Source organism: Paenibacillus sp. AGC31 (assembly GCF_057334655.1).
On record NZ_JBHFJH010000039.1, the window covers coordinates 121411 to 148279 of the forward strand.

Annotated in this window: 26 protein-coding genes; 4 read left to right on the forward strand and 22 right to left on the reverse strand. The window is 44.2% G+C overall.

Going from position 1 to position 26869, the window contains the following annotated elements; genetic code table 11:
• Window positions 1–34 precede the first annotated feature (34 nt).
• The 8 genes from bshC to ACE04G_RS24655 form a co-directional block, all read right to left on the reverse strand.
• The gene (bshC, locus tag ACE04G_RS24620; RefSeq protein ID WP_449004880.1) at window positions 35–1666 is read right to left on the reverse strand and encodes a bacillithiol biosynthesis cysteine-adding enzyme BshC; all 1632 of its coding nucleotides are present in this window, start codon (window positions 1664–1666) and stop codon (window positions 35–37) included.
• A gap of 157 nt (window positions 1667–1823) precedes the next feature.
• Entirely contained in the window at window positions 1824–3593 is a 1770-nt protein-coding gene (locus ACE04G_RS24625) for an ABC transporter ATP-binding protein (RefSeq protein WP_091028470.1), read from the reverse strand.
• A gap of 17 nt (window positions 3594–3610) precedes the next feature.
• A complete protein-coding gene (locus ACE04G_RS24630) occupies window positions 3611–4492 on the reverse strand; it encodes an ABC transporter permease (protein WP_370511422.1) in 882 nt (293 codons plus the stop codon).
• 47 nt (window positions 4493–4539) lie between these two features.
• Window positions 4540–5472, reverse strand: a complete 933-nt coding sequence (locus ACE04G_RS24635; protein ID WP_076211567.1) for an ABC transporter permease — start codon at window positions 5470–5472, stop codon at window positions 4540–4542.
• A 189-nt stretch (window positions 5473–5661) separates the two neighbouring features.
• Entirely contained in the window at window positions 5662–7359 is a 1698-nt protein-coding gene (locus ACE04G_RS24640) for a peptide ABC transporter substrate-binding protein (protein WP_221822019.1), read from the reverse strand.
• A gap of 153 nt (window positions 7360–7512) precedes the next feature.
• A complete protein-coding gene (locus ACE04G_RS24645; protein ID WP_036614898.1) occupies window positions 7513–7887 on the reverse strand; it encodes a DUF3397 domain-containing protein in 375 nt (124 codons plus the stop codon).
• Complete coding sequence (locus ACE04G_RS24650; protein ID WP_449004881.1) at window positions 7866–8846, reverse strand: ketopantoate reductase family protein; 981 nt, start codon at window positions 8844–8846, stop codon at window positions 7866–7868. The genes ACE04G_RS24645 and ACE04G_RS24650 overlap by 22 nt, the downstream gene beginning before the upstream one ends.
• Before the next feature lie 149 nt (window positions 8847–8995).
• Window positions 8996–9646 (reverse strand): RsfA family transcriptional regulator, encoded by a 651-nt coding sequence (locus ACE04G_RS24655; RefSeq protein WP_076211575.1) that lies wholly within the window; start codon window positions 9644–9646, stop codon window positions 8996–8998.
• Window positions 9647–9960: 314 nt separating this feature from the next.
• On the opposite strand from ACE04G_RS24655, the gene ACE04G_RS24660 reads away from it, so the two are divergent.
• Together ACE04G_RS24660 and ACE04G_RS24665 are read left to right on the forward strand one after the other, a co-directional pair.
• On the forward strand, window positions 9961–10197 hold the full coding sequence (locus tag ACE04G_RS24660) for a DUF2626 domain-containing protein (RefSeq protein WP_017687281.1): 237 nt from the start codon (window positions 9961–9963) through the stop codon (window positions 10195–10197).
• Window positions 10198–10381: 184 nt separating this feature from the next.
• On the forward strand, window positions 10382–11461 hold the full coding sequence (locus tag ACE04G_RS24665) for a coiled-coil domain-containing protein (protein WP_339305046.1): 1080 nt from the start codon (window positions 10382–10384) through the stop codon (window positions 11459–11461).
• Between the two features lie 23 nt (window positions 11462–11484).
• Here the strand turns inward: ACE04G_RS24665 and ACE04G_RS24670 are convergent, their stop codons facing one another.
• Both ACE04G_RS24670 and ACE04G_RS24675 read right to left on the reverse strand, forming a co-directional pair.
• A complete protein-coding gene (locus tag ACE04G_RS24670) occupies window positions 11485–12756 on the reverse strand; it encodes an extracellular solute-binding protein (RefSeq protein WP_339305048.1) in 1272 nt (423 codons plus the stop codon).
• A 222-nt stretch (window positions 12757–12978) separates the two neighbouring features.
• The gene (locus ACE04G_RS24675) at window positions 12979–14313 is read right to left on the reverse strand and encodes a PhoH family protein (protein ID WP_449004882.1); all 1335 of its coding nucleotides are present in this window, start codon (window positions 14311–14313) and stop codon (window positions 12979–12981) included.
• Between the two features lie 152 nt (window positions 14314–14465).
• On the opposite strand from ACE04G_RS24675, the gene ACE04G_RS24680 reads away from it, so the two are divergent.
• Window positions 14466–15161, forward strand: coding sequence for a YhcN/YlaJ family sporulation lipoprotein (locus ACE04G_RS24680; RefSeq protein WP_449004883.1), 696 nt, complete (start codon window positions 14466–14468; stop codon window positions 15159–15161).
• Window positions 15162–15168: 7 nt separating this feature from the next.
• On the opposite strand, the gene ACE04G_RS24685 is transcribed toward ACE04G_RS24680, so the two are convergent.
• The 6 genes from ACE04G_RS24685 to ACE04G_RS24710 form a co-directional block, all read right to left on the reverse strand.
• On the reverse strand, window positions 15169–15621 hold the full coding sequence (locus ACE04G_RS24685) for a pyridoxamine 5'-phosphate oxidase family protein (RefSeq protein ID WP_076211583.1): 453 nt from the start codon (window positions 15619–15621) through the stop codon (window positions 15169–15171).
• A gap of 98 nt (window positions 15622–15719) precedes the next feature.
• Window positions 15720–16781, reverse strand: a complete 1062-nt coding sequence (locus ACE04G_RS24690; protein WP_449004884.1) for an LCP family protein — start codon at window positions 16779–16781, stop codon at window positions 15720–15722.
• Window positions 16782–16871: 90 nt separating this feature from the next.
• Window positions 16872–17168 carry a YlaH-like family protein gene (locus tag ACE04G_RS24695; RefSeq protein WP_036614990.1) on the reverse strand — a complete coding sequence of 99 codons (297 nt, stop codon included), beginning with the start codon at window positions 17166–17168 and terminating at the stop codon, window positions 16872–16874.
• Window positions 17169–17466: 298 nt separating this feature from the next.
• The gene (gene typA / locus ACE04G_RS24700) at window positions 17467–19311 is read right to left on the reverse strand and encodes a translational GTPase TypA (protein ID WP_449004885.1); all 1845 of its coding nucleotides are present in this window, start codon (window positions 19309–19311) and stop codon (window positions 17467–17469) included.
• 177 nt (window positions 19312–19488) lie between these two features.
• On the reverse strand, window positions 19489–19983 hold the full coding sequence (locus ACE04G_RS24705; protein WP_221822008.1) for a hypothetical protein: 495 nt from the start codon (window positions 19981–19983) through the stop codon (window positions 19489–19491).
• 295 nt (window positions 19984–20278) lie between these two features.
• Entirely contained in the window at window positions 20279–20938 is a 660-nt protein-coding gene (locus tag ACE04G_RS24710) for a TerC family protein (RefSeq protein ID WP_449004886.1), read from the reverse strand.
• 87 nt (window positions 20939–21025) lie between these two features.
• On the opposite strand from ACE04G_RS24710, the gene ACE04G_RS24715 reads away from it, so the two are divergent.
• Complete coding sequence (locus ACE04G_RS24715; protein ID WP_221822006.1) at window positions 21026–21736, forward strand: TerC family protein; 711 nt, start codon at window positions 21026–21028, stop codon at window positions 21734–21736.
• 122 nt (window positions 21737–21858) lie between these two features.
• Here ACE04G_RS24715 and thiI read toward each other — a convergent pair whose 3' ends face one another.
• The 6 genes from thiI to ACE04G_RS24745 all read right to left on the reverse strand — a co-directional run bounded on the left by thiI (window position 21859) and on the right by ACE04G_RS24745 (window position 26710).
• Entirely contained in the window at window positions 21859–23100 is a 1242-nt protein-coding gene (gene thiI, locus ACE04G_RS24720; RefSeq protein ID WP_449004893.1) for a tRNA uracil 4-sulfurtransferase ThiI, read from the reverse strand.
• 5 nt (window positions 23101–23105) lie between these two features.
• Window positions 23106–24254, reverse strand: a complete 1149-nt coding sequence (locus ACE04G_RS24725; RefSeq protein WP_449004887.1) for a cysteine desulfurase family protein — start codon at window positions 24252–24254, stop codon at window positions 23106–23108.
• Window positions 24255–24426: 172 nt separating this feature from the next.
• Window positions 24427–25179: a lytic transglycosylase domain-containing protein gene (locus ACE04G_RS24730; protein WP_221822003.1), complete on the reverse strand. Its 753-nt coding sequence runs from the start codon at window positions 25177–25179 to the stop codon at window positions 24427–24429.
• Window positions 25180–25368: 189 nt separating this feature from the next.
• Window positions 25369–25782: a hypothetical protein gene (locus ACE04G_RS24735; RefSeq protein WP_221822001.1), complete on the reverse strand. Its 414-nt coding sequence runs from the start codon at window positions 25780–25782 to the stop codon at window positions 25369–25371.
• Window positions 25783–25818: 36 nt separating this feature from the next.
• Window positions 25819–26037 (reverse strand): DUF1540 domain-containing protein, encoded by a 219-nt coding sequence (locus tag ACE04G_RS24740; protein WP_076211597.1) that lies wholly within the window; start codon window positions 26035–26037, stop codon window positions 25819–25821.
• 166 nt (window positions 26038–26203) lie between these two features.
• Window positions 26204–26710 carry a YpuI family protein gene (locus tag ACE04G_RS24745; protein ID WP_017687263.1) on the reverse strand — a complete coding sequence of 169 codons (507 nt, stop codon included), beginning with the start codon at window positions 26708–26710 and terminating at the stop codon, window positions 26204–26206.
• Between the last annotated feature and the right edge of the window lie 159 nt (window positions 26711–26869).

Here is a 26869-nt window from a genome sequence, read left to right on the forward strand (position 1 = left end):
CCTCATTTATGTGTTTCTTCTATTATAAAGGGCTCTACAGTGCAATGACCTTGTGCTCTCCAAGGAATTCGCTTGAGGCCTTAATCAGTTCATCGATCCACTCGGTGCCATAACGATTCAGGTAAAAGAGTGCATTATGTACTCGTTCCTGTGGTTTGCCCGTTGGGAATAAGGAGTTCTGAATGCCGTTCCAGTGCCTTAGACTCACGTTATGTTTATCTTCGATAGCTTTGTGAGTCTGCTGTTTCAGATACTGCATTTGCTCGTTGATTTTACTCAAATTGGTATCCCCAATTCGTTCCAGCCCCGGATGAATCTCCGCGATCTCATCAAGCAACGGTCCATACAGATCAAGAAACCCTTCCTGAACCTTGTCAAACTGTTCATCTACCTGGAACGTCTCCTGCTGTGCGAGCCACTGCTCTTTCTTTTCTTCCATATGATATTGAACATCCTGAAAAGAAAGTCCATATTGTTTCATATGTTTGTGATGAATATCTTCCATAATGGTGAAAGACAACCGCGGCAACAAAATGGGCATTTGCAGTCCGAACTGACGGAATGCTTCCCGAGTCAAACCCCAATATGCAATTTCACCTTGCCCCAAAATAACAGCGGCTACAGGCAGCACGGAATCTTGCATTAATGGTCGTGTCAGTACGTTGTTACTGAAGCGCTCCGGATGTTCTCCCAGTTCTTGAAGCAAACGTTCCTCTGTAAAAGAAACCAAACCTTTGCGATCACTATATAACCCGTCCTTCAACAACAAGAGTAGACGCGCACCTTCATGAATGTAGAACAGATTGGCTCCATCCTCTGCTACTTCGGCAGGCATAGCATAACCAGCTTGTTGTACCTGCGAAGCACCTTGTGTGTATGCGTTGCGCAGCACTGCATTTTTTCGTATCAACCGCTCAAACACGGGCTGTTCCAACCTGCGTAAATCTGGATCCGATGCATCCATTAGAACAAGTCCACTGCTGGCAAACAAGGCAGATATCATGCGGGCAAATGCATCACTCAGATTTGAACTGGATTGATGGATCTCTGTGATACATTTCATCAGTCCTGGTTTATGTATCGTATCAGGTAAAAGATGTTCCACCTGTTCGAGTACATTCATCCACTGCTGTTTATCCACATGAACATTACTCACAGAATCCCTTCCTGCGAATCGTCCTTGTAACTTAACCTTCTTCATGTCTCCCTGATGATCAGGTAGATATGTGTGGTTAACCTCATCCCAGTCATGGTCTTCACCGGCAATCCAAAATACTGGGACTACCGGGCGTTGAAGTCTTTCTTCCGCTTCACGCGCAGCTGCCACTACGCTGGCGGCTTTGTATATGACGAACAGGGGTCCGGTGAGCAGACCGCTCTGCTGTCCTCCTGTAACCACGAGTGCATCTTGTTCTGCAAGACGTGTGATAGACGCATGAACCTCTCCATGGTCGTTCACCCGCTTATTATATATACGTAAATACTCTGCCAGATCACGACGATCAATACGTGTGTTTTCCGATTGGTCCAGCCACTCGGCACGCGCCTGAAGTCCTGATTCCCAGCGAATGTCATACTCGTAAAGGCCACGCGCAGCATCTCTTGAACAGATATATTCTTCTGCAAGTCTTGATCCGCTGCGGAGTGCCTCGGTAATACCGTTCATGAGGTCTGCCTCCTATTCTGCTTCAAAGAGCCTTTCTTGATTGTACCGAATTCAAGGCCGCTTCGTCAAAAGAAAGTGATTAAAATACGAAAAAAACCGCCGAACGAGTCGGCGGCATTTAATACATCAATAATAGCATATCGCTTTAATATTCCTATTATACGTAAGGTTCTGCAACCCAGTGACCTTTGGAAACCTCAATCAATTGAGCATTTTCCAAGTTGTACGGGTCATTTGCAGGACCACCAGATCCATTCTGAATCGGGCTCATATGCTCTTCCGGCAGCAAGATGCGACGTTTGTTCGCTTCCACTTCCGGGTCAGGTACAGGGATTGCTGAGAGCAATGTTTTGGTATAAGGGTGGATAGGGTTCGCATACAGTTCTTCACTTTCTGCGAGCTCAACCACTTTACCCATGTACATTACAGCGACACGGTCACTGATATGTTTAACCATCGACAAGTCATGCGCGATAAACAGGTAAGTCAAGCCGAGACGTTGTTGAAGTTCTTCAAGCAACTTCACGACTTGTGCCTGAATGGATACATCCAGTGCAGACAATGGCTCATCACAGATGATGAATTTAGGGTCTACAGCAAGCGCACGCGCAATCCCGATCCGTTGTCTTTGACCACCGGAGAATTCATGTGGATAACGCAGTGCATGACTTGGGTTCAAACCTACCAGATCAAGCAGCTCCTCCACTCGTCTCTTACGCTCTTTAGAGCTGGAAGCCAGGCCATGAATATCCAGGGACTCCCCGATAATATCCATTACGTTGAAACGCGGGTTAAGGGATGCATATGGATCTTGGAAGATCATCTGCATATCTTTACGCATTTCTTTCATTTTGCGCGGAGACAACTTGTAGATATCCGTTCCGTTAAAGTTAACATTTCCACCCGTTGGCTCGTAAAGACGCAGAATAGTACGACCTGTTGTGGATTTACCACAGCCGGACTCGCCTACAACGCCAAGTGTTTCACCTTCAAAGATATCAAAGCTTACATCATTGACCGCTTTGAGAATGTTACCTTTACCCAAATTAAAGTACTGTTTCAAGTTTTTCACTTGTACCAGAGGCTTGTTGCTGCCTTTGATAATACCAGCCGGAGCTGGTTTTTCCTTTTTGGGCTCGTCCAGGCGAGGCAAAGCATTTAGCAATTTAATCGTATATGGATGTTGAGGGTTACTAAAGATTTCAGCGGTTGTTCCTGTTTCAACAACTTCGCCTTCTTTCATAACAACCACACGGTCACACATACCTGCTACAACACCAAGGTCATGCGTAATGAGCATGATTGATGTTCCAAGCTTTTGCTGCATGTCTTTCATTACATCCAGAATTTGAGCCTGGATTGTAACGTCAAGTGCAGTTGTCGGCTCATCTGCAATCAGAAGAGATGGACGACAAGCAAGCGCGATTGCAATCATGGCACGCTGACGCATACCACCAGAGAATTGGTGAGGATAATGATTCATGCGAATAGCCGCATTTTTAATACCTACAAGTTCAAGCATCTCCAAAGCCGCTTTATTCGCCGCTTGTTTGGACATGTTCTGGTGCTTGCGCAATACTTCGGTAATTTGTTTACCAATTTTAATGGTAGGATTCAATGAAGTCATTGGATCTTGGAAGATCATACCGATATCTTTACCACGAATCGCTTCCATTTGTTTGTCTGTCTTATTCAGCAGGTCTTGCCCGTGAAAAGTAATTTCTCCGCTTTTGACCTTCGAAGGCGGGGAGGGAATCAATTTCATGATGGTTTGGGCGGTAACACTCTTACCACTACCCGATTCACCTACGATCCCCAGCGTCTCTCCTTTGCCAAGTTCAAAACTCACATGTTTAACGGCATCAAATTCACCAGAACGTGTTGAGAACGACACACTCAGGTCTTTGACAGTTAAAATCGGCTCCATAATCCCACCTCCTGTTTCTATTTACGTAATTTCGGATCGAGTGCGTCACGCAGACCGTCTCCGAGCAAGTTAAATGCAAGCATTGTAAGAACCATCAGACCTGCTGGGAACCACATCCGCCACGGGAATAGCGTCCAGCCTGTAAGTGCATCATTGATCATAGAACCTAGTGAAGATCTTGGTGCAGATACACCCAATCCAAGGAAGCTCAGGAACGCTTCGGCAAAGATTGCATTTGGAATGGACAACGTCAATGTTACAAGAATCGGTCCTATTGCATTGGGCAACAAATGACGGAACAATTGACGCCCTGTGCTTGCTCCCATGGACCTTGCAGCAAGAATAAAGTCTCTGTTTTTGAGTTGCATAATTTCACCACGCACAATCCATGACATGCTGATCCAGCCTGTGATGGTGAGGGCAATGATAATCGTTGTTAGACTTGGTTCCAGTACAACCAGCAACAAAATTACAACAAGCATGTATGGCAAGGAGTAGAGGATTTCGGAAAACTTGTTCATAATTCCATCTACACGTCCACCGTAGAAACCCATGATCGCTCCATAAATAACCCCGATAACAAGGTCAATCAAGGCTGCGGCCAAACCTACAGTAAGGGATACACGTGCTCCTACCCAAGTTCTTACCCACACGTCGCGACCAAGCTCGTCCGTACCGAACCAGTGCTCCGCACTCGGTGCTGCATTGGCATTCAACAAATCATTGGAATAATAATTATAACTTGTAAACAAAGAAGTTGGACCAATCAAAGAGAAAATCACGACAAGAACCAACACACTCAGACTGATCATTGCAGCCTTATTGGTTGCAAGTCTGTACATGGCATCTTTAAAAAGGGATACACTTTCTTGCGGTTTAACCGCTGCCTGACTAGTCAGGTTCGTGTTCGCCGTTTCATTCTTTTTATTATTCGTGCCAGACAACGTTATGCCCCCTTCCGGCTTTCCAGCTTAATTCTAGGATCAATCAGCACGTAAGCGATATCCGTAAAGAAACGAGCCAACATCAGGAGGATACCATAGAAAATCGTAATCCCCATGATCATAGTGTAATCACGGTTTGTGATACTCTCTACGAATACTTTACCAATTCCCCCGATGTTAAAGATCTGTTCAATTACAACGGAACCTGTGATGATATTCGCTGTCATTGGACCAACATAAGTTACTACTGGTAGAATACCGTTTCTTACAACGTGTTTAAACATAATTGCAGGCCATTTCAGACCTTTGGCTTTAGCTGTTTTGATATAATCTGCATGTAAGACTTCAAGCATGCTCGAACGCGTCAAACGAGCGATAAAAGCAATTGGAGATGCAGATAACGCTGCAACCGGAAGAACGTAATCCAATGGACCATCAAAGCCCATAACGTTAAACCAGCCTAATTTAGTAGCAAAGAGATACTGCAATAGTGACGCAAGCAAGAAGCTCGGAACAGCTATCCCTATGACAGCCAGGATCATCGTGATATCATCAATGAGTTTACGATGGTAAACTGCAGCAATAAGCCCCAGCAGAACACCCACGATAATGGAGATAACAATTGCAAACACTCCAAGTTTCAACGAAGCGGTGAATGTTTCGCCGATCATTCCGGCTACATCTCGATTGAGATATTTCATTGAGACTCCGAAATCTCCCTTAAGGATTCCACCCATATACTTCAGGTATTGTTCATACATCGGTTTGTCCAATCCATACTTCTGTTCCAGCAAGACCCGAATTTCAGGCGATACTTTTTTCTCGGATGTAAAAGGGTCACCCGGAATAGCCTTCATCAGGAAGAAGGTTGCAGATGCGAGTATGAAAAGCGATAGCAGCATAAATAATAGTTTTTTCAACACATACTTAACCAACCCTTGCACACCTCCACAAACAATATTTTGTATACAAATCGATTGTAGAATTAGACAGAAATAAAGTCCAATCCATTTATCGGAAATTTCAAGAATTATAAGGAAAATCGGTGCACATACAAAAAATCGGGATATATATGGAATTCCACATATATATCCCGAAGTATTCATATTAGACTTCAGAACAACTTATTTCTCTTCCAGATATGCACGAGTGTAGTCAATAGCTCCACTGAAATCAAGTTGTACGCCTTTCAGGTAAGGCTTAGTCAAAGATACGTTAGTGTAATAATAGATTGGCATAACGCCCATTTCATCTTGAATCAGGATTTTCTCAGCGTCAGCAAATGCAGCCATACGAGCAGCTGGATCAGCAGATTTTACAGTTTCTTTAACATCTTTGTCATACTGTTCGTTGCTGAATTTGGAATCATTGTTTGTGTTTCCAGTAGTCCACATTTCCAAGAAGTTGTATGGATCGTTGTAGTCAGCAGACCAACCTGCACGAGCTACTTGGAAGTTTTGGTTTTGACGGTTCTCAAGGAATACGCCCCACTCTTGGTTTTCTGTTTTCACATCAACACCAAGATTTTGTTTCCACATGTCAGCAACCGCCAAAGCGATTTTCGCGTGACCATCACTAGTGTTGTAGATCAACGTAACAGCTGGCAATGTTGTGTAACCTTCTTCTTTCATACCTTCAGCAAGCAATGCTTTAGCTTCTTCCACATTTTCTGTGAAGTAATCGTCTTTGTGCTCATCACGGAATTCGCCGTTTTCACCACGGATACCTGGAGGTACGAAGCCGAATGCTGGAATTTGTCCACCTTGTGTAACTTTGTCAACAATCAGCTGACGCTGAATTGCCATTGCAAATGCTTTACGGATTTTAACGTTGTTAAATGGTGCTTCGTTTACGTTGAACTGATAGTAGTACGTACTTGCAATACCAGTAGCTTTGAACTCGTCCGGCAATTCCGCTTTTACAGAAGGAATTTGGTCGGATGGAATTTCACCGTTAGGTGCACCAGTGTAGTCCAATTGTCCTGATTTGTAAGCTTGCAGTTCGGAAGCACTGCTGTTTGTCAGAGACATATCGATTTGAGCCAATTTAATATCGGCAGCTGCATGGTAACCATCGTTTTTCTTCACAACAATTTTTTGACCTTTAGAGTATTGATCCATTACAAATGGTCCGTTAACGATCATGTTTTTGTAGTCTGTGAAGAATTTGTCATTGGTGTCAGCAGATGCATGTACTGGGTAGTACGTGTAGAATGCTGTCAGACCCAAGAAGTAAGGTGTTGGGTTTTCCAATGTTACTTCCAATGTGTGCTCATCAGTAGCTTTAACGCCTACTTGTGAGAAATCTGTGACTTTAGTACCTTTGTATGTTTCATCTTTGCTGAGGTTGTAACCTTCAGCGCCTTTAATATAGTACAATTGGTATGCATATGGAGAAGCTGTTTCCGGTTTCAAAGCACGTTCCCAAGAACGAACAAAGTCTTCGGCAGTGATTGCATCACCGTTACTCCATTTAGCATCCGGGTTCAGGTTGAAAACATATTTCAAACCATCTTCGGAGATTGTCCAGTCTTTAGCTACGCCAGCTTGTTCTTTGCCATCAGCATCGATGCGTACAAGACCTTCATACAAGAATTTCAGAACTGTGTTGGTTTGGCTGTCTTTTGCTTGAGCCGGGTCCAACGTAGGAGGTTCAGCTGACAGGTTGATTTTCAGAATTTGATCTTTAGCAAGACCATTTCCTTCGCTTGCAGAACCAGTATCGGTGTTACCTGTGCCTTCGTTTTTCGATCCGCACGCTGCAAGTACGGTACCGAACGCCAAAATCAGCGTCAAAAGGACTAATAGACTTTTCCTTTTCATCTAACACGTTCCCCCTAAATTGATATGGTTTATATGTTTATAGATTATACAACCACCGGTCAAAAAAATCTACATTACTTTTTCAGAAAGTAATGTTTTTTTCAGTTTTCGACAAAATCGACACATTTTTTAGCCTTTTTGCGTTATGTATCCTTACATCTGTTGCATGAAGTATCTAAATAATCCAAATAAAGTAAACAAAACATACCCGAAACTCATGATGACGAAAGACATGCGCCATACGGCCCGGAACATTCTACCCCTATCAACCTTCCCTTTTAGTCGATTTTGCGCACCCCCGATGAATCCAAGTGCTACTAGTATGAGTATTAATGTCAGATAAAAACCAAAATTCGAATCAAATGTTAAGTTGAATAACGCTGAAACTGAAAATACAAGAAAAAAAGTGGTTACATCCATTGCCATTCGCAATGCTTTGCGTTTGTCTTTTTTCCACACATACATTCCCCAATAAACAAGAAAGAACGGAAAAAAGGGCAATATGCTCAACACAATAAAAAGTCCCATTCATTCACTCCTTCCGGTTGCATTCCTTCAATCAGATGAAGCAGTATTTCATGTGTAGGTGCAACAAGGTCCAACTTCTGTGCCATTCTTACAATATGACCGTTAATTGACCTCACTTCTGTACCACGTCCAGCGAGAACATCTGCAAGCATGGAGGAAGTATTCGTGGCAGTAGAACGACAGACCGATAGTAGTTGATCCCACATATCCTGATCCAAACATATTCCACTTGCAGAATAGATTAACAATACTTCATCATATAACTGGCGCATTAACCTCTTTCGTTCTTCCTTGACGATCAATTCTCCATTAGGGATTCGCCATAGTGCTGTAAGCGGGTTAATGACTGCATTAATCAATAGTTTCCTGTATATCAGCTTATCGATTTCATTCGACACTGTACAGTCAAATCCTGCCTGCTGCAACGATCCCGACAGAGTAAATGTTCTCTTCTCCTCTATAGAGGTAGAAGCTACTATATGTGTGTTGTACCTCCCCAGCCTGGTTTCACCTGTACCTGCACGAATCACCTGACTTTGTGTACGCTTCGCACCTTCTGTTGTAACCGCACTACACAGAAGCGACTTTGGCAAAGCTGCGTGAAGTTTTGCCAGGTGGCCCATCCCATTCTGAAAACAAGCGATATTCACCACATGATCTTGTAATTGACTAATCTCATGAATGAAATCATCAATGCTTGTCTGCTTAACCATGAGCAGTAACCATTCTCCTGGTGTGTTCTTCCAAGTGTCAGTCAGCTCACTTACTGGTTTCGCCTGTATTTGATCCGGTAGAATATGTATCTCCTCGTCTTGTTCCACAATGGTTACTCCATTATGACTGAGGAGGTCTGCCTGAGCTGTTGTTCTGGTCCAAAATCTGACCTGGTTACCTGATGCCAGCAGTTTCCCGCCATACAAAAGACCAAGTGCCCCCGCTCCTACGATGTCAATGATCATATGATGCACTCCTCTCCGCTTCAGTAGTTGCCTTCTAATATCTATAATAGAACAAAAACACCAAACTAAAAACCCGTCATACCTGCCGTTGTGTAACGGAGGTGTGGCGGGTTCATACCTGACTTTCACAAATCAAACGTCTGAACTTGTTATTCAATTCGTTCCAGATTCCCGTTGGCATCCATCTTGAAACGTGTCTTAAGTTCCTCTTCTTCTTCGGACAAAAATGCGAGTCTGCGAGCCCGATCCATAATCTGAATCAAAGCTTTGTAGTCGTCATTCACCACACGGTAATCCGTCTGTACTTCATTCACTTCCTTGGAGAGACGGTCATTCTCAAGACGTAGTTCAAGCAATTCATCTTCTTTCTCCCGAAGCTCCTTCTCCAGCATCTTGAGTTGACGATTACTCTCCTGCACTGTTCCCTTCCATTGTCGCAGGAAGCGGATTACTGCATCCATCGATAATGAATCGTCTGAGATCCCATCTGATTTGTACAGATGTTCTTCAGTGTCCAGTGTAGACAATGCTGCAACCTGTGGTCCGAGCATAGCTGGCTGCTTTCTGAGATAACTTCGTTTTTGTCGTTGTGCCTTGGCGTTACTGATGGCCGAATCATACTTTTTACGTACACAACTGTTCCAGCGAAAACCGCATGCGGCAGATGTTCTGCCTATTTTTTCGCCCACCTCTTCAAAAGCGGCCAATTGTGTACTGCCTTCCCGAATATGACGCAAAGTAACCTCAGCCAATATCAAATCGTCCTCTGTACTCCAAGCATCCTGTCTCACTGCAGTCATGCTATAATACCCTCCTAACAACATCCTAAAATAACCGTCCGCATTACCGGAAGCCCGGTATGTGAATTAGGTATAAAAGCTGCTTCATTCATTCTTATGCCTCTCATAGAGTTCATAGAATTGATTTCATACTAAAATGTATTTCCACATTCAGGCTTGCTCATACGTGACATATGCAAAACATATCCCTCTATACTTACTTTTAGCAAAAAAAGAATTCGCTTTCATATCCAAATTTGTTTACACGTTTTTCCTTTCCCGGTATAATGTTGTGTAGACAATCTATGAACGTACTTAGGAGAGGAGGATTTACCGTGGCACGCATGTTTCGGGTACTCGGGTTCTTCACGCTTGCAATTGGCCTGATGGCTTTTGCGGGAGATCTGGTCGAAATGGCTTTGCTTTTTTTCCTGCAGACTGCGTTTTTTGTCATTTTGGGATACTTGAAATTTACCGAGCGAACGTACATATTGCTCTTCTGGGGTTATATGATCGTAACATTCACGGGGTTCAGCTACTGGACCGTATTCGAAATGGGGTTGCCGCTCTAATCCACCTGCAGCATCAAAGTGATCCGATATCTGTCGGGTTGCTTTTTTGTTGTGTTCAGATTAAATGAATGTTCGTGGTGTTATGTAACCACTAAGGATATTTCACGTATTTGTTTCATATATTGTCTGGAAGGCAACCAGCCTGTACGATAGTCATTTAAGAAGTGGAAAGGAGAATGGATCGGTGAAACGTCAATACGGCATTGCCGCCTTTATATTATGCATCATTTTATTCCTCCAGCTACCTTTAGCCCATGCCTATGGAGAGTCTTCACCTGAGGATACACGTGAGATATTGCAAAAAAGTCTATCTATTGTTGAAATCGATCACGAAATCGAACGCATCGCCGAAAGGCAGAAGCAGCTGGCTCAACAATACGAGACATTATCCGTCCAGCTTCAGGAACAGGAAGAACAGATACATATTCAGCAAGATCGGGCCGGAGCTGTAGTAAGATCCTACTACACAGGAGAACGAGACAGCCTCCTCATGACGGTCCTGGGAGCCAGGTCATTCAAAGACCTGTTTGTACTGTATGATTATTACCAGATTATTATCGGACGGGATCAGGCTGTGCTGGACAAGTATCAGGACCGTTATCGCAACCTGCAACAGACTTCCACTCAGATTCGTCAGACTACAACAGAATTAACCGAAATGAAGACTAATCTTCAAAACCAGCGGGAACGTGTAGTCACCTTGCAAAAAGAAATGGATGCCCAAATAGCCACCAGCGGAGATGCGGCAGCGATTCAGAAACTGATGGATGAACTTACCCTTTATTGGGAGAATATCGGCATCTATGAGGTGAAACGATATTTCAAAGCTTTGGCATCTGCCATGCAGAACCTGCCCGATTTTATCCAAAAACAAAACGGAGGCATATCCACGACTGGAACAACCTATACGATTCGAATTGGGCAGGATGAGCTTAATGCATTTCTGCGTTCCCAAAATTCAATCTTTGAAGACTTTGCCTTTCAGTTTAACCAGGATAAGATTATAGCTTCCGGTCAGCGGGATCAGTTGCAATTAAGCATTGAAGGACATTATACGGTAGAAAATGAACCTCAAAACTCCATTCGTTTTCATGTGGACAAACTTGTATTCAACCAGCTTGAATTACCAGATACGACTCGTGGAATGCTGGAAAGAGAATTTGACCTTGGGTTCTATCCGCAGAAAATCCTGTCGTTTGTCAAAGCAACCGATGTTTCAACAAATGAAGGCGTACTGGAAGTAAAACTAGCTATATCATTTTAAAGAGGTTGAACACGAACTTAAAGTTAATTCGTCGTTTTAATACTGTCTACGTATTGATTCGCTGTAATTTCTCCCTTTAAGAATTGTTGTACTTTTTGATGAAAACGAGTTATTAGAGCATGACTTTTGATCGTTGCAGCGGGGACATCTTGGGTGGTTGAGAACCAGGATTGTCCCTTTGTCATGTCATAACGTCCAACGAGTTTCTCAGACTCCAGATCCAGTTCCTGCTGCTTTGCGGGCAACCGGTTAACCTGTTGGTACCATTTCAACTGTGTCGTAGCGGACGTCATTCCTTCAATCCATCTACTGGCCTCCTCTGCCTCAACGGAACCCGCAGTAATGACAAGGCTTCTAGATTTTACAGTATCCAAGGTTTCGAAAGAAATCCGCTCCAAAGAATCTTTATCAACTGTACTCGCTTGATCCGCATTTAATAATTGAGATAACAATGATACAACCATCGGTGTGTCGTTCGGGTCAGCAGTCGGAGAGAACCCCGAATTGGTAGAATCAAGCCTAATAAGGGGCTGAATCTGATTCATCAACTGAATCCCCTGCTGAAGATCCCCCGTTTGCGAATCTATTTTCGTTCGTTTAACTTGATCTGGTGCCATCCTCGGTTCCAAATGATTCAGCCACGCATTCGTTCCGTACATATCATTGATGTTCATTGTAATTAAAGGGATGCTTTCCGCAATGGCTTGTTGAGTAAGTTTGACCCACTGATCTTTATTGCGAGGTAATGACTCCAGACCAGCTCTCTTCAGAAATGAAGATTGTGCAGCCAGAATGTACGGATCAAAATCAAAAGGCATTCCCCACTGATAACCATTCCACTCTGTCATTCCCCGTAACCCCACTATCGTATCTCCTAGTGACTTTGATAATGTTGTTCCATTTAACGGATACAAGTACCCTTTTTGGGCATAGTATTGCACTTCCTCACTATCAAGCAGAACAACATCACCGTTCTCTCCCAGTGAAAATTCAAGATCCAAAACTTGTTTATATGTATCCGGCTTCTCATTCCGAAGATTAATCTCTACCAGCTGGGAAGCAGCAACTTCTTTGGCTATTTTTTGAAAAGCTTGAAACTCCTCATCCGACATGGCCACTACAATCTCCAGCAGAGCTTGAGCATCTTCATTACGGGACGAAGACCCAGGAAAAGCATCCTTCTCCTGATCGCGTTCCTGATTAAGCTGTGAACCTCTAAAGTCAAAACTCGGTGACAAGATCGTTAACGAAAGCAGCAATACCGCGAACAAAACAACCTGATGTCTACGCTTCATTAACTTCCCTCCCCGCTCACCTAGTTTTTTCCTGCAGCAATTATTGTAACAAATAAGTAGTACTCTTGTCCTACCCTGCCGAAAAACACTTTTTTCGGATTTTTGCATAATACGAGCATATCGTGTTCTGTGTAATAACGCTTACTTATTTTTTCAGCAAAAAGCCGGCTCCAGGAGCCGGCTTCGATAACAACATTTTCCGGGAAATAAATCCCCTAAATATTACAATAAATCAGCTGCAAGTTGTGCCAGCTTGGACCGTTCTCCTTTTTCGAGCATGATGTGTCCGCTGATTCCCTCTTGTTTGAACCGTTCCACGATATAGGTCAGACCGTTACTGGCAGAATCAAGATACGGATGGTCTATCTGTTCGGGGTCTCCCATCAAAATAATCTTACTGCCTTCACCGACCCTTGATACAATGGTCTTCACTTCGTGGCGCGACAGATTCTGGGCTTCATCAATAATGATAAACTGTCCAGGTATCGATCTTCCACGAATATACGTTAAAGCTTCCACCTGAATACTGCCAAGCCCCATTAGAATTTTATCGATATCTCCGGCTTTTTTGGTATCAAACAAAAACTCCAGATTATCATATATCGGCTGCATCCAAGGACGTAGTTTTTCTTCCTTCTCACCAGGCAAGTAACCGATATCTTTCCCCATCGGAACGACAGGACGAGCGATCAACAGTTTTTTGTATTTATGATCATCCTCTACCTTAAGCAGACCTGCTGCAAGTGCCAGCAAGGTTTTCCCTGTTCCGGCTTTACCGGTGATGGTAACAAGCGGGATGTCATCATTCAAAAGCAGTTCCAATGCCATGCGTTGTTGTGCGTTACGTGCACTAATACCCCAGACATTATCATTACTGAGGAAAAGCGGCTCCAGCTTTGTTCCCTCTGTGTTCACTTTAAGCAAAGCCGATTTATTGGTTCCCATCTCATCCTTGAGAATGACAAATTCATTCGGATACAACGAATAAGACAACTGCAACGGTTTGATTGGTAAAAAACGATATGTGTAAAACTCATCAATCACTGACGGATGAACTTTTAGGGCCGTATAACCTGGATATAACTCACTGAGTCCTGCCGTCCGATCTGATAAGTAATCCTGTGTAAACAGACCAAGTACATCCGCTTTGATACGCACAAGTACATCTTTACTGACAAGCACGACCTGACGTTCGACTACTTCCTTTTCGTTCTCCTCAATCTGATAATTCAGTGCGACAGCCAAAATGCGATTATCGTTGGACACTTCACCGAACATTTCCTGAACTTTCACGAAACTCCGATGATTCAGCTCTACTTTCAGGTTACCTCCATTAGCCAAAGGTACCCCACTGTGCAGGTGACCCAGCTCACGTAATCCATCCAACAGTCTGGACACATTACGGGCATTACGCCCAATTTCATCGGCATTTCTTTTTTTGGAGTCAATCTCCTCCAGTACAACCGCGGGAATGATTACCTCATGTTCATCAAAGGCAAATATGGCATTGGGGTCATGCAGAAGCACGTTGGTATCCAATACAAAAATCTTTTTCATTCAATCCCCTCCAAAGCGGCGTCGTTAAAGGCATGGATAGTGTGATCTTTCAGCAGCGGCATGGACAATCATGATCCCATACATAAATGTATTCGACTAGGGCAAAATAATTGTCAACCATTCTGAAAAACTCCAAGAAAGGATGAACATTTATGAAAAAATGGGTTTGCACGCTGCTTCTGATCTTTATACTTACAGGTTGCAACAGTTCCACACGCAGTGCTTCACAGGAGCCACATACATCGCATCCAAGAAGTTACGGAGGAAATATAACAACTCAGCAAGATCAAAGGAAAGGATCTCACATGCTCAATGCACAGGAAGATCGGATGAATCCTTCACGTTTGGACCGCCTCAATGAGGATACAGGTGAAGTCCATGATACCAACATTGCGGATGATGCAAAGAGTGGCCGGATGCCCAATGAAAAACGAATCAATCACCTTAAAGCCCTTGCCAAGCAAGTGGAAGGTGTTGAAGATGCGAACTGCGTCATACTCGGTAATACAGCCGTAGTTGGCATCGATGTTGATGGTGAACTGGAACGTGCTCGGGTGGGTACCATTAAGTACGCTGTTGCCGAAGCACTTCGCAAAGACCCCGAAGGTGTAGATTCCATCGTTACTGCAGATGCAGATGTCACTGAACGAATTAAAGAAATCGGTGAACATATTCGTCAAGGGCATCCAATCTCCGGTTTTGCTTCAGAACTTGCTGACATGGTGGGACGAATTATCCCTCAACTCCCGAAAGACGTCAAAGTCCGTCAAAATCCGGATGAACACGAGGATCAAGAACAACAAATGCAGCAGCATTCAACGGACAAAAGACAACAAAAAGCCCAGTGATCTCTCACTAGGCTTTTTTCATGGCAGCAAAAACCTGCTCATCTAATTTCTCAGCAGCACGCTGATCATATATTTTGACATATTGAGGCACAGAGGACAATTGAGCGCCGTAAAACAGAGCATTCCTCACCGCTTCAATTGTAATGTCGAAACAACACATATTAAATGGAACGTCCTGCAGCGGATCTTGTCGTACCGCAGCACGTCCGTTCACTGCGTACACCGTCTCTTCTCCAAAGACAGTCACTGTAATGAGCGGATTAGTAATCATGTTATTCACTAAACGTGAACGATGATCGATCGCTAAACGAAAAGTAGAAGCATTCTCCGCATAAATCCAGGAGATGGCTGTTGAAGTCGGACCTCCGGATTCTACATCCACTGTGCTAAGAAGCACAAAGGTCTCATTCTTGAATTGCTGTAAAAGAGATTCAGTTAATTGTGTGACGGCTTCGGACATTCAACCAGCCCCCTAACCTTCTTTATGCAATTCTTGTACTTGGTTTATGTTATTATAGCATACCGTTTAACGTGCTTCCAATCCCAAAAGAATGAAGGTTATTCGTCTGAAGGTGAAGCCGTTACTTTACCTGAAAGTGTATCTTGTAAAGCCTGCTTTGCATTGGCGAGTTCCGTCTCATTAATATACACATATGGACTTCTCCACTCTCCGGTAACCGGAGTATAGTGCACATCCGAAGTGGAAATGTTCCAATACGTCGAGATAAAGTTTTTCATTTGTTCCGATTCCACATCTGTCGTCATATTCTTGTCAACTGCACCAATCACTTTGCTGATCTTTGTAATGCCCCCAAGAGATTTCATCTGATCCAGCATGGAGTTCAGCACTTGGTTTTGACGTTTGTTACGATCAAAGTCATTGGATTCATCCGTCTTTGGATTACAATTGGATTTGCGGTAACGAACAAAATCCAGTGCCGCTTTACCATCGAGATGTTGTGCGCCTGCGACCAGATTGATATCTGTACCATCGGCTGTATCTCTATAACACATATTTTTATCCACAGTCACGTCCACGCCACCCACGGCATTGACAGCATCACGGAATGCCTGGAAATTCAGGACGGTTGTATAATTAATATCTATATCCAAATACTTGCCCATCATTTCTTTCATCTGATCCTCTGCATTTTTGCCAGTGGTTTTTTCCTGTGCTTTGAATCTTGGATAATAGGAATTCAGCTTGTTGGATTTGTACCCATCCAATTGAATACGCGTGTCTCGAGGCAAAGATACAATGGTTGCCGTCTTGGTCTCCGGATTTAACGAAGCCACCATAACAACATCCGAGAGATATGTGCCAGTTTCAGGACGGTTATCTGTACCTAATAACAGCATCGTGATCGGTTTGGTTGTGGCTGACATCCCGGGAGGTACCGGTTTATCGATGCCTGTATCCACGACTTGATTATATACCCAGTACGCATATCCACCGCCTACCACAATGGCAATAACCAATAGACTTAAAAGGATTCTGCCAAAAGCATTCATTCTCTTTTTCTTCTTAGGCTGCTTACCCTTGCCATTCTTCGATCCAGAAGCACCGGATTGCGTTGGTGCCTGTCTCCGTGGAGGCAGTCCGTTCGAATTTGAGTTCATATCTTCAACACCTTTATCACATCTGTTTTTGTCTAAATAAAAGACAACCGCTTTCCCTAAGGAAAACGGATGGTCTGTACAAGACAGGATTTATGAGTTTCGAGCGGCAGCTTCCGCTTTTTTCTTTTGACGACCTTCAATAAAATAACGCACTCTCACTAACAACATCAAACCAACCGCGACCAACAAACATTGAATGATGGGCAGCTTGTCGATCTGAAAAATAAGAAGCATGAATGTGCCCATCGCCATCAAAATATAGAGAACAATTTCCTTACCCAGTGGCAATTTCTGACGTACCCGAAACACCTTGTTATATACGTAAGTAATCAATACAAAGATGACGATGTAGGCTACGATCGGGTGTGATGCGAACCATGCTTGCATGCACAGCCAGCTCCTTTCGTGTTCATGCTAGGATATAAGTTAACTGGTTGATGGAGCACCAACAACAACATTAATTACAAAGCTCTGCATGTGACCGTTCCGGATTCGGATCGTTCTTTTGGTCGCTGTTATCCCCAGATTTTTTTGATCCATTTTTCAATGGTAAAATCCGGGGATAAAGGCGAACGCTTCGCTTCTACAGAATCGATTCCGATCCCTTCACTACTTCCACTGTGCACAACATCGTTAACTTCTGTATTCCATCAAATGCTAACTTATATATATTTTTTTGTTGTTATTAGGCTTTAGAAGCCATTTTGCGTTGTTTTTCTGCACGCTCACGCTCGGATTTGTTCAGGATCTTTTTACGAAGACGAATAGATTTTGGTGTAATCTCACAATATTCATCTTCATTCAGATATTCAAGCGCCTGTTCCAATGAGAAGATAATCGGAGTTTTAATTTTAACCGTATCATCTTTACCGGAAGAACGAACGTTAGTCAGTTGTTTTTCTTTGCAGATGTTAACAACGATATCATTGTCACGTGTATGTTCACCAACAATCATACCTTCGTAGATTTCAGTTCCCGGCTCCAAGAAGAGCGTACCGCGATCCTCAACGCCCATCATGCCATAGAACGTGGATGTACCCGTTTCAGTTGAGATCAACACGCCTTGGTGACGTCCACCCACTTGACCGGATACTACTGGAGCGTAGCTGTCAAATGCATGGTTCATTACACCGTAACCACGAGTCAATGTCAGGAAGTTTGTGCTATATCCGATCAAACCACGTGCTGGAATCAGGAACTCCAGACGAACTTGACCACTACCTGTGTTTACCATGTTAACCATCTCTGCTTTACGTGCGCCCAGGCTCTCCATTACGGAACCCATGCTCTCTTCAGGGATATCAATCAACAAGCGCTCAACAGGTTCCATTTTCTTACCGTCAACTTCTCTTACGATAACTTCTGGTTTGGATACTTGAAGCTCATATCCTTCACGACGCATATTTTCAATCAGGATACCCAAGTGAAGCTCACCACGTCCGGAAACGATAAATGCATCAGGGCTATCCGTTTCGTCAACACGAAGGGAAACATCTGTTTCTAACTCTTTGAACAAACGCTCACGAAGTTTACGGGAAGTTACCCATTTACCTTCACGACCTGCGAATGGACTGTTGTTCACGAGGAACGTCATTTGCAGTGTTGGCTCATCAATTTTCAGAACTGGCAAAGCTTCCGGGTTGTTAGGGTCGGCAATGGTTTCACCAATGTTGATGTCCTTGATCCCTGCAATGGCAACGATGTCGCCTGCTCCTGCTTCTTCCGTCTCAATACGTTTGAGACCCTGGAAACCGAACAGTTTCTCGATACGTGCAGTTTTACTCTTACCATCACGCATAATAACCGTTACCGATTGTCCTTGACGGATCACACCGCGGTTAACACGACCAATGGCAATACGGCCAAGGTATTCATTGTAGTCCATCAAAGTAACGAGGAATTGAAGCGGTTCTTCAACATTTTCGGTAGGATGTGGGATATGACTAACGATGGTATCGTAGATCGCCATCATGTTGTCATCTTGTTTGGCAGGATCATTATCCATGCTGGATGTTCCGTTCAATGCGGAAGCATATACAACAGGGAATTCGAGTTGTTGATCGTTGGCACCCAGTTCAATGAACAGGTCCAATACTTCATCAATAACCTCAGTCGGACGAGCCGCTGGACGGTCAATTTTGTTTACAACAACGATTGGTGTCAGGTTATGCTCAAGTGCTTTACGAAGTACAAACTTCGTTTGTGGCATACAGCCTTCATAAGCATCAACAACGAGCAATACACCGTCAACCATTTTCATGATACGTTCAACTTCACCACCGAAGTCGGCGTGTCCTGGTGTATCCACAATATTAATCAGGTAATCTTTATAAGTTATAGCCGTGTTTTTGGCCAAAATCGTAATACCGCGTTCACGCTCCAAATCGTTGGAGTCCATTACGCGCTCCTGTACCGTTTCGTGATCTCGGTAAGTACCGGATTGCTGGAGCAACTTGTCAACGAGTGTTGTTTTTCCGTGGTCGACGTGGGCAATAATCGCAATATTGCGAATGTGTTCTCTTGAATGCATGTTTTGTATCCATATCCTTTCCAATTTCAAATCATATCTACTTAAACTTCCCGCAATTTCGCAGGTTACTCACAAAATAAGCGTCGGTGATATCCCGACGCATGTCTATATCCCTTATATTATAGTTTATTATAGGTAAAAATCAAGATATTTCGCACGAGAAGACCACTGGGAATGTTACCAGCCTCTCCCTTGACGTCCTCGTCCAAGTAATAACCAGACTCCGCCCAAGATCAAAAGGACAGCAAGTACATAGATTATTCCCGTTTGCAGCAAGGTAAATCCGAATAATATGATGGACACCGCACCAAGGATCAAAGCTGCAGGTAACACATATTCCGGTCTTCGCCGCTCAGCCATTCCATATTCGAGTAACCCTATGGCGATCCCAAGCAAGAATGCTGGCCACAGCCTGCTCATAAGTCCAGCGCCCCATGTATTCGTTATACTGAATAAAACACCATACACCGTTAGTATGCCGGCAGGAACGAGTGACCATGATGGTGAAATACGCGCATAATATAACGCATGAAGGGCGATGCCTGGCAGCAGGATCAGCAAAGGCCAGAAATTGCGACCAATAAATCCAAACACGCCAAACTTGCCAAGCAGAATAACAATTCCCGCAGCTACAATAAATAGTCCAATCGCTTTTTCATTTCTCATCCTCATCATCAATCACCTCTTATACTATGGCTATGTACTTTATTTCTCCTTAAGCGATACGCATTCCATGCTGACTGTTGATTTCCAAACCTGTAATCCTGCTACTAGTGTATCCGATGTTTCGGCAAAAAACTATACTTTATGTCGCACTTTGCGTGCGCCCTTTACCTGTATTACCTTAAAATGTGCAACTTATGACAGCCCATTAGTTGTTGTATTCACAAGTGTATTCTCTCAACACAAAACCGCCTAAACCGGACGGTTCAGACGGTCTTAATTCAAACTTTTATCCAAAATTAAACTATGCGTTCTTACGCACAAATTTATGTGCGCCTCCAATCGCAACCACAAGACAAGCCATTGCTACGGGAAGCAGCGTATGCACCTCTGATGCCATACCTCCCAGCCATTCTCCTAACTTGGGGTCTTTCATCACCATCTCACCTGCTGTGAAGGCCAGAATGCCTGATCCGACGAATACAAGAATCGGAAATCGCTTCAACAAACCAACAATTAACCCGCTCCCCCATACGACGATGGGGATACTGATTGCAATACCAATGACGATCAAAGCCAAATCCCCATCAGCCAAAGCCGCTATGGCCAAAACATTATCCAAGCTCATTACAAAATCGGCAATCAGAATGGTTTGAATGGCTTTCCAAGTCGTAGATGCTTCTCGAGTATGTACTTCATCATCATTTTGAAGCAGTAGCTTTACTGCAATCCAGAGTAGCAACAGCCCACCTGCCGCTTGGATAAAGGGAATTCCCAGCAACAATACCGCTACAAAGGTTAATACACAACGCAGCAGCACCGCACCAAAAGCTCCCCACCATACCGCTTTTTTGCGTTGTATTGGTGGCAGATCCTTGCTGGCAAGCGCAATAACAACCGCATTATCTCCACTCAATACCAGATTGATCATTAAAATTTCAGTTAAAAGCCATAGTGTATCCATGTCCTCATCCCCCCACATTAACTTGTATGTCGGAGTTGTCCATGCTATTCTTAATGATTGAACCGTATATAAGGAGTGACATATCTCATGGAGCTATTTAGTCCCACATTCTGGCTGGCTTTGCTGAACGTTGTCTTTATTGATCTAATTCTGGCTGGAGATAATGCCATCGTCATTGGTCTCGCAGCTCGAAATTTGCACCCTTCTGTGCAGAAAAAGGCGATTCTATATGGAACTGGCGGCGCACTTTTGATTCGAATTTTAGCAACAGTTGTTGTTTTATGGTTGCTTAAAGTTCCGTGGCTCTTGCTTGTGGGAGGCATACTTCTGATCTGGATTGCCTATAAATTATTGGCGGATCAGGGTGATGAACACAATGATGTCCAGGCGGGAACTTCCTTGTGGACCGCAATTCGTACCATCGTAATCGCGGATGCAGCCATGGGATTAGATAACGTGATCGCAGTTGCTGGAGCAGCCCAGCAGCATCTCGTGCTTGTCATCCTTGGACTCCTGATTAGTGTCCCTATTATCGTCTGGGGCAGTACCCTGTTTATCAAACTAATTAATCATTTTCCTTGGATTATCTATGTCGGAGCCATTGTTCTCGGGTATACGGCTTCTAATATGATCACGGAGGAACAGCGACTCTTGCCTTACTTTACTGAACATCCGGCATTGCGCATTCTCTTTATCGTTGTGGTTATTGCAGGTGTAGTCTTTGCAGGTTATCGCAAACGCTCCAGCAGTTCCAGCCACAAGGGATCTGACGGGGAACAGCAGCGCTCCTATTCGTAGGCTAATTTAAACTAAAAATTTCATCCTGAATACAGCAAAGGACTGAACGATATTTCATCGGACAGTCCTTTTTGCAGTTAACATAGCCCTTATTATGTCAGCCATGCTAATTTTTATTGAGTTTAGAACCAATCATCCTTCATGCCATTGTCGCCTGTCGGATTCGTTACCACAGAAGTTTCACCGGCATGCAGGGTGATCGTTTCAGTTTGTTCCACCGCCTGATCCACCCATTCTGACAGATGGCTCATTGTTGATTCTATTTTATCCACAATTCGAAGATTTGGATTGGTTGAAGGTGACTTTGGCACAAAGAGAGTACAGCAATCCTCATATGGCAAAATAGATATGTCATACGTTCCGATCTGTTTGGACAGGGTAATGATCTCCTGTTTATCCATCATAACCAGTGGTCGCAACAGTGGCAGATCCGTCGCACGACCAATGACATTCATACTCGGAAGAGTCTGACTCGCTACTTGGCCCAGGCTATCCCCGGTGATCAGTGCTAATGCCCGCTCACGCTCGGCAAGTTTGGATGCAATTCGCAGCATTGAACGTCGCATCAACGTAATAATAAGATTGTCCTGACCCAGCTGGGTAAATGCCGTTTGAATCTCTGTAAATGGAACCAGATGCAGCTTGATTGTTCCTGCATGATCAGCAAGGGCACGCGCCAAATCAATGACCTTTTCTTTGGCAAGCTGGCTTGTGAACGGGTAACTGTAAAAATGTACACATTCCACTTCAAGTCCACGGCGCATGGAAGACCAGGCTGCAACCGGGCTGTCTATTCCACCTGATAACAGTACCATCGCTTTTCCATTCGTACCCAGTGGAAAGCCACCTACTGCCGGAATGGTTTCGTTGAAAATATAGGTGCCCTGATCCCGAATTTCCACTCGCAGTTCGATATCAGGTTGACGAACATCAACACTTAATCGCTGAAACTTCCGAAGAATCGGGGAACCAACCAGATGGTTCATTTCATGGGAAGAATTCGGGAACTCCTTCCATACCCGCCTTACATTCACCTTAAATGTGGTACCTTCCTTGAATTCGTCTTCCCTTTCGTCCATAAATGCAACTGCTGTTTTCACAATCTCATCAAGCTCGGATGGAGTAACTTTAACCGGACTAATCGACATCACACCGAATACCCGCTTCAGCACCTTAATCAGTTCAGTATGTGATTCACCGCCAAGATCTACATACACACGGCCATATTCTTTGCGAAGGCTCGCTCCTGGATAAGGTTTAAGCAAAGCTTTCACCTGTGTAATGATCGTTTTTTCAAATCGGGCACGATTTTTCCCTTTTAACATAAACTCTCCGAAACGGAGAAGCAGCATATCATATTTCATATCCATTACATCCGCCTTTCGAGGGGCCGCAACTGCGCCACCATCTGATGTAAAGCCCGCTCAAGCAAGGCTACATCTTCTTCTGTATGTTCATCTCCAAGACTAATACGCAATCCGCCACCAGCACAAGCTGCATCTCTGCCCATCGCAAGTAGAGCCCGACTCGGTTCAGCCGAACGCGAAGAACAGGCAGATTGAGTCGATATGGTTACGCCAAGTTGCTCCAAGGTGTGCAGCGCCACTTCTGCCTTCATCCCGGGATAAGAGAAGTGCACAATATGAGGTGCACCCTCTGTGCGACTGTTCAATTCAAATTCAGGAATGTCACGTATCGTGTCCATCAACCGATCACGGAGCACCGTTGTACGCCGGGCAAAATCAACCTGATCTTCTGCTGCCATTCGCATGGCCTTTGCCATGCCTACCAGCAAGGCCACGTTTTCAGTGCCTGCTCTTAGGCCTTGTTCCTGTGATCCTCCTGACAATAGTGGCGTAAGCTCCACTCCACTTCGCACATACAGGAGACCTGCTCCCTTCGGTCCACGAATCTTGTGAGCAGACAGACTGTACAGATCTGCACCCCAAGCGGCAGGTGTTGCCTTCATTTTTCCAAAGCCTTGAACACCATCCACATGGAAAAGCACCCGTGGTGCTTTCTTTTTGAGCTGTTTGCCGATTTCTGCAATCGGATGGATGAGTCCAGTTTCATTATTTACATGCATCAGACTTACAAGCACCGTGTCGGGCCTGATCGCGTCTACAACCTGCTGAGCGTTGACCACTCCATCGGAATTCACAGGAACTAATGTCACTTCCCATCCCCACTGCTGCAATTGCATAAAACTTTCGTACACCGAGGCATGCTCGGTAGCCGTAGTGATGATGTGTCTGCCTCGTGACTGATAACGTAATGCCGCACCTTTTATCGCAAGATTATTACTCTCGGTCGCACCGGAAGTAAATACAATCTCCTCAGGCTTAACGCCGATTGCCGCAGCACAGCCAGATCGTGCACGACGCAGCAACTGATGAGCACGCTCTCCATACCCATGGATGGAGGACGGGTTACCAAATTGTGTCTCCATAATTTCGGCCATCGTACGAATCACATCGGGATGGGGAGGTGTGGTTGCAGCATAATCAAAATATTTCAAATGAGGTTAGACCTCCCTTTATCTCTTCGTTCATAACCTACAGTGAGCATTGTAACATGATACCCATACAACACAAAGAGACCAACCGGGAACAGGCGTTTCAAGCGCTACTGCTCCCACATTTGATCTCATCCTGCCTATCATGTGTTTTCACAAATGTCTATCTGTGAGTTTAGATCACATATTTCGACTGTGCCTTCTCCACCTTGGAGATATAATTCTGTGTTTCGGAAGGCAAACGGTTAAGTACACTCATCAGTTCGCTATCACTAGACACGCCCAGACGTGAAACACGGCCCGGTCCTGCATTATATGCAGCAAGTGCCATCTTCACTTCTCCACCGAAACGCTGGAGCTGAAGGGAAAGATACTTCGTACCCGCATCAATGTTCTGGGCAGGATCAAATGAATTACTCACACCCAGCCCTGCAGCCGTACCATCCATTAATTGCATAAGCCCTTTGGCACCCGCGGAGGACACGACATTTGGGTTAAAATTGGACTCTGTGTCAATGACGGCCTTGATCAATGATTCAGGAACACCGTATTTGGCACTTGCCTCGGCAATCAAAGATTCATAATCCGTAGGTACAGATGCACCGGAATCCACGATTCCTGTATTGGATGAAGATAATAAAGACCCAACGATGTTATTGGAGACAGAGGACGATCCTGCCGTATTTATATCCGGATTGTACGTGCTTCCGAGTTGCAGCCACAACAAACCATCACTGGATCTTTTGGAGACCGTAGCGGTGGAATCCGTATTACTCATCGAATTGGTACCCGTACCTATCAGCCCGTCCATAACATTGGCGAAATCCACAGTTGAACCAGCATTTGGTTGTGATCCACTAGTTTGGTTATTCACATTGGACAATTGCAGTTCCAATAACTGCCGCGATCCGCTTGGATCAATCTGCATGAGTTATACCCACTCCCGTATAATTAAGCGTATTATGACCTTATTCTACATGGTTTTACAGCAAGGTTCCATTGTTTTCAAAAAAATATATGAATCTTCCCACCTAACCTGCACATATACGAAAAAAACCTTCTGTAATTCACCGCATTTGGGTGAAAACAGAAGGCTGTTGAATGAACATTTTACAATCTAGCGAGCAAATGGAATCATGAAAAAATAACTCAGCGTGGCTACAATACCGAGTCCGATGGACCAAGCTCCCGCTGTCTTACGACCATTCACATAAGCATAGTAACCCAGAACGGCTGCCGCTGGTCCAAGTACGATTGACCACATGAACAAGGACGCGATGCCGAAGGCCAGCCCCATATAACCTGCGACCTTGCCTGTTGACTCCATGACACGGTCTGCCTCATGTTTCTCAGGTACAGGTTCTGAGCGTTCGGTACCTCCAGTTCTTACGACAGTCGGAGGAGCAACCTCTGCCCCGTATTCTTCCCGATGTGTTTTTCTGGGATAATCGACGCGCATACGCTGTTTTTCACCGTCAACATTGGTTTCAGGGCGATCTTTAAAATTAAACTTATTATCGTCATTTTCCATTTGGAAGCACCTCCGTTATGAAATAGGGATGACTGCTCACTTGGGTTTGAACGTGTGACAGCATGTTGCAGAGGATGTGCGTGCATGATCATGGTGATCGGAGTCAAATGTCTCACCAGCAAATTCCTCATGCAGACGACGGGTGGCATGTTGGTCAATGTCAATCATGATGGCATCAGCTTGGCAGAAGTTGTTTTCTCCCCAAAAGTTGCAGTTGGAGACGCTGCATTTGACTATAGGTTTGTCTTGGCTCATTTTTTTATCACCTCGACTACTATTGTCTCCCCGCCACAAACCTGATATTCCCCCGTCAAAATGCCAGATGATGACATGATCAACCTCGTCTGATCCTTACTGAAAACACAAAAAAACCGCCACAAGGGCGGTTTCGTCCAATTTCATATTCAGGTTTAAACGTTCATTAGGCGTGATTCCGTTGATTTTGCATACGGCGCTGAGTCAGGTAATCACTTTCGTAATATGCCAGATCATCGCGCAATTCTTCGTACGTTTTGGAAACCTCAAGAATGACATCCCGTACTGCACGGATTGGCTTGTCACGGAAACGAATGGCATCTTGTCCTGTGTAAGCGTATCTTCCGTCTTCAGAATAACATTCATTTTTGGGATAGAAAAAGCTGTTTACGCATTGGTGATACGTATTATAAAGAGCCTTTTCGGCAAAATCGACATCAAAGTTGGCACGACGCAGCACAACGCCAAGTTTTTCGTAAGAAACTTCAGAAAAAACGAGCAAATGACGGAGATCTGAAAGAAATCCTTTGTAGAAGGCTGTTGATTCTTCCGTCTGATTCTGATCCAGTTCAGGCAAAGCATTCTCATTCAAAAAATTTTCAATCCGATCGATAGCCGGTTTTAACTTTTCCCTAGTTGACTCACATGTTTTCTGTACATTGGCTGCTGACATAAAGGTAGCTCCCCCTTAAATAAGTCCTTACATATAGGTCGGCCAACGGTGGTTTTCCCCTGACCTTTGAATTCTCAGCTATAATCCTACCATAAAAAGATGACGAGCGGTATCCCTTAATCATGCTTTCCGCTTCTGCCGTTAAACATGCCTATTATA